The sequence below is a fragment of the Chamaesiphon sp. OTE_8_metabat_110 genome (genome assembly GCF_031382685.1).
Lineage (GTDB): Bacteria > Cyanobacteriota > Cyanobacteriia > Cyanobacteriales > Chamaesiphonaceae > Chamaesiphon.
In genome coordinates this window covers 1-3,588 of sequence record NZ_JANMZA010000592.1, presented here as the reverse complement: position 1 = coordinate 3,588, position 3,588 = coordinate 1, and the positions used below count along the sequence as shown (strand labels likewise).

2 protein-coding genes are annotated in these 3,588 nt (G+C 50.0%); both read left to right on the top strand.

The genetic code is table 11. From position 1 onward, the window contains the following. Positions 1 to 345: 345 nt before the first annotated feature. Positions 346 to 2,322, top strand: coding sequence for a penicillin-binding protein 2 (locus tag RMO52_RS21370; RefSeq protein ID WP_310418345.1), 1,977 nt, complete (start codon positions 346 to 348; stop codon positions 2,320 to 2,322). Between the two features lie 185 nt (positions 2,323 to 2,507). Then, positions 2,508 to 3,554, top strand: coding sequence for an adenosylcobinamide-phosphate synthase CbiB (cbiB, locus tag RMO52_RS21365; RefSeq protein ID WP_310418342.1), 1,047 nt, complete (start codon positions 2,508 to 2,510; stop codon positions 3,552 to 3,554). Positions 3,555 to 3,588 lie beyond the last annotated feature (34 nt).

The following is a 3,588-nucleotide window of genomic DNA, read 5'->3' as shown; positions in this document are numbered from 1 at the left end:
TGTTTCATTTGTAACAACTAGGTTTGTGGATATTGTAATCAACAATAGCTTAGATCTGTTGTCTGAATAGATACTCAATAAATGCTTGGTAAAGCAAATGTATAACCAGCAACCGAAAACAAGCTAGCAATTTGATTGTTTGGACATGCTCTAAACTAGCTGAAGACATCGATCTAAATGTCGCTCGATCTGCCTTTTTGGAGACTTAATTTGAGATCGATCGCAGCAGTGTGTTCAAATCCTAACCGATTTTATCAGGTCGATCGACTTAAATGTTACATTTTCGTTAAGATACTAGCGAATAATAAAATTTTCTGTGCTTTTTATTACCAATGTGTTAATCAAATGAGCAATATTCGCCGGAATAAGTCAGGGCAATTTAGTGACGATTCTCCAGGGGAGAGGCTACGCCAACGTCCGCGCAGATCGATCCAGCGACGGTCGCTCGATTTCAACAATGTCAATCTGCGCTTAGCCGGAGTCTGGCTGGTGTTGGGGATGAGTTCGTTGGGATTGCTCATGAGGTTGATCTGGCTGCAAATTGTCGATGCACCGAGACTACAAGCCAAAGCACAGCAGCAACAGAGTATTAATAAGCGTCCCTTCGTCCCCCGGCGGACGATCGTCGATCGCGCCAATAATCAACTGGCGATCGATCGACCTAGCTATACGCTCTATGCCCATCCGCGCAAGTTTAGCGAAGTCTTACGTGGTCGAGGCTTGCCCAAAAATGGCAAACAAGTCGCCGTGACACCGCAAGACATGGCGCAAAGACTCGCACCGATTCTCGATCTGACGGTGCCAGAATTGGCGCAAAAATTTCAGCGCCGCCAGACGGGGGTGTTTATCGCATCTGGTTTATCAGAAGATGTCCGCAATCGGATTGTGGCGTTAAAACTCGATGGTTTGGATGTTACCCAGGGCGAACTAGACTACACCAGATTTTATCCCCAAGAGAATTTGGTAGCCGAATATTTAGGCTATCTAGATTGGGAGCGCAAGCCGCAAGCTGGCGTAGAGTTGAGTCAGTCATCGCTGTTGGAGCGCAAAATCGCTCGCTATCAACTGACAAAAACTGGTGGCAATAGAGGTGTACTTTTACCCGATCGCGTCACGCCAGACTTCTTACATACCGATGATTTACAGCTCAAATTGACGGTAGATCTCCGGCTGCAACGCGCTGCGAAAGAAGCCCTGCGCCTGAAAATGGAAGAATGGAACGCCCGCAGAGGAACGGTCATTGTCATGGATGCGGACACGGGCGCACTGCGAGCATTAGTCATCGCACCTACCTATGACCCCAACCACTACGCCAGAGACGTGCGGGAATACGGCAAAATCGTCGGCGATCTGCAAGCACCGAAGTTACTGCAAAATGCCGCTGTGTCCGATGTCTACGAACCAGGATCGACCTTTAAACCGATTGCGGTGGCGATCGCATTAGAAAACGGCATCATTACCCCCCAAACCACCGTTAAAGACAGCGGCCTCATTACGATCGGTCAAGATTCGATCCGCAATGCCGATAAAAAAGGCAACGGCACGGTCGATATCGCCCAGATTTTGCAACGTTCGAGCAACATCGGCATGGTCAAAATCATGCAGCGGCTTAAACCGAAAGTCTACTACGATTGGCTGCAACGTATCGGCTTAGGTCAAAAATTTGGCATCGATTTACCACTCGAAGGTAGAGGCAAACTCCTCAGTCGGGAAGAGTTTGTCGCCTCACCGATCTATCCCGCTAACATGGCATTCGGACAAGGGTTCTCTCTGACACCGATTCAAATGGTGACGCTGATTGGGAGTATTGCCAATGGTGGGAAATTAGTCACACCGCACGTTGTCGAAGGCTTATATGATAGTGAAGGAATTCGCAAAGATAAACCAACACTACCCCAACCCAGTCAGATCTTCTCGCCCAAGAATGCCCAAGCCGTCTTAGAGATGATGGAAAGCGTCGTCACTAGTGGCTCGGGCGAAAGAGCCAAAATCCCCGGCTATCGGATTGCTGGGAAAACCGGAACTTCTCAAAAAGCTGTCGTTGGTGGCTACAAACAAGACGACAAAAAAATTACCAGTTTTGTAGGCATCTTACCTGTCGATGGTCAACGTCGCTACGTCGTCTTTGCCGCGATCGACGAACCCAAAGGTAAAGAAAAAGCCTTCGGTAGTAATGTCGCCGCCCCCATCGTCAAATCTGTCATGGAATCCCTGATCTCGATCGACGGCATTCCCCCCAGCAATCCAGCAGAAATCGATCGCGCCCGCTCTTCAACACCACCCACCGCCACCCCCACGAAACCGCAGCCACCAGATCGGTAAATTCGATCGAGCTATCTACTCAGGGAATAGGGAATAGGGAATAGGGGAGACTTTAGATGAAAACGATACTAAAAAAGATTGCATTTTTACTTTCGCAAGAGGTCTACAGAATGCCTACGACTAGAAGTCGTGGCTAGTGTTGCAAAGTCCGCCTACGCGGACTAATAATTATGTGAGGTTAAATAATGTATTTAACCCCTTACCCTCTACCCTCTACCCCCCACCCTCTAATCTACCCCCTACCCTCTACCCTCTACCCTCTAATCTCCCCCCTGCTCCTCGCCGCCAGCCTAGATTACCTCATCGGCGATCCGTGGGGATGGCTACATCCCGTTCAGGTGATGGGCTGGGCGATCGCGAAATATACGCAAATCGTCCTAAAATATGTCGATCGACCCCACTGGCGACGGATTGCTGGGGTAGGGCTATTTTGGGGGCTAATTTTGGGGACAGGGGGGCTGACTTGGCTGGTAATTTATGCTTGCCAGTCGATCCATCCAGGCTTAAGTATTATCGTCCAATCGATCGCTTTGGCGAGTTGTTTTGCTGGGAGAAGTCTGCGGCGGGCGGCTGAGGATGTGTTACAGGCGATCGATTCGGGAGATTTGGCAACCGCCCGATCGCAATTGAGTATGTACGTCGGGCGCGATACCGACAACCTCACCATCCCCGAAATCTACCGTGCCATCCTCGAAACCATCACCGAAAATGCGATCGATGGGGTGATGGCTCCGCTATTTTACGCGATCGTCGGGCTATTTATCCCCGCAGTGGGGGCTGTACCCCTGGCAATGGCTTACAAAGCTGCTAGTACTCTAGATTCGATGGTTGGCTACCGTCGCGAGCCATACGCCGATCTCGGCTGGTGTAGTGCCAAATCCGAAGATGTGTTAACTTGGCTCCCCTGTCGGCTAGCGGTACTGACGATCGGGCTGATTTCTGGCAAACCTGTTACTGTGTGGCGACTCTGCTGGCGAGATGCGGTCAAAGATCCCAGCCCCAATTCTGGCTGGAGTGAGTGCGCCTATGCCGCCGCCTTAGATGTCCAGGTGGGCGGCATTAATTATTACAAAGGACAAATTCAGCCCAAGCCGCTCTTGGGCGACGATCTGCAACCGATTAGTGCAGCAATAATTCAACGTGCATTGAGTCTGACTCGGACGAGTTTTCTCCTGTGGTTGGGAGTCGCGATCGCCTTAGCGTTTACCGCTGTCAATGCACGCCTAATTTAGAGGATGTTTGAAAAGTCTAATTGATTGGAGATGA

Excerpts from the sequence above, each read along its gene's own strand:
- RMO52_RS21370 (WP_310418345.1), top strand. The coding sequence starts at position 346 with ATGAGCAATATTCGCCGGAATAAGTCAGGGCAATTTAGTGACGATTCT.
- cbiB (WP_310418342.1), top strand. The coding sequence starts at position 2,508 with ATGTATTTAACCCCTTACCCTCTACCCTCTACCCCCCACCCTCTAATC.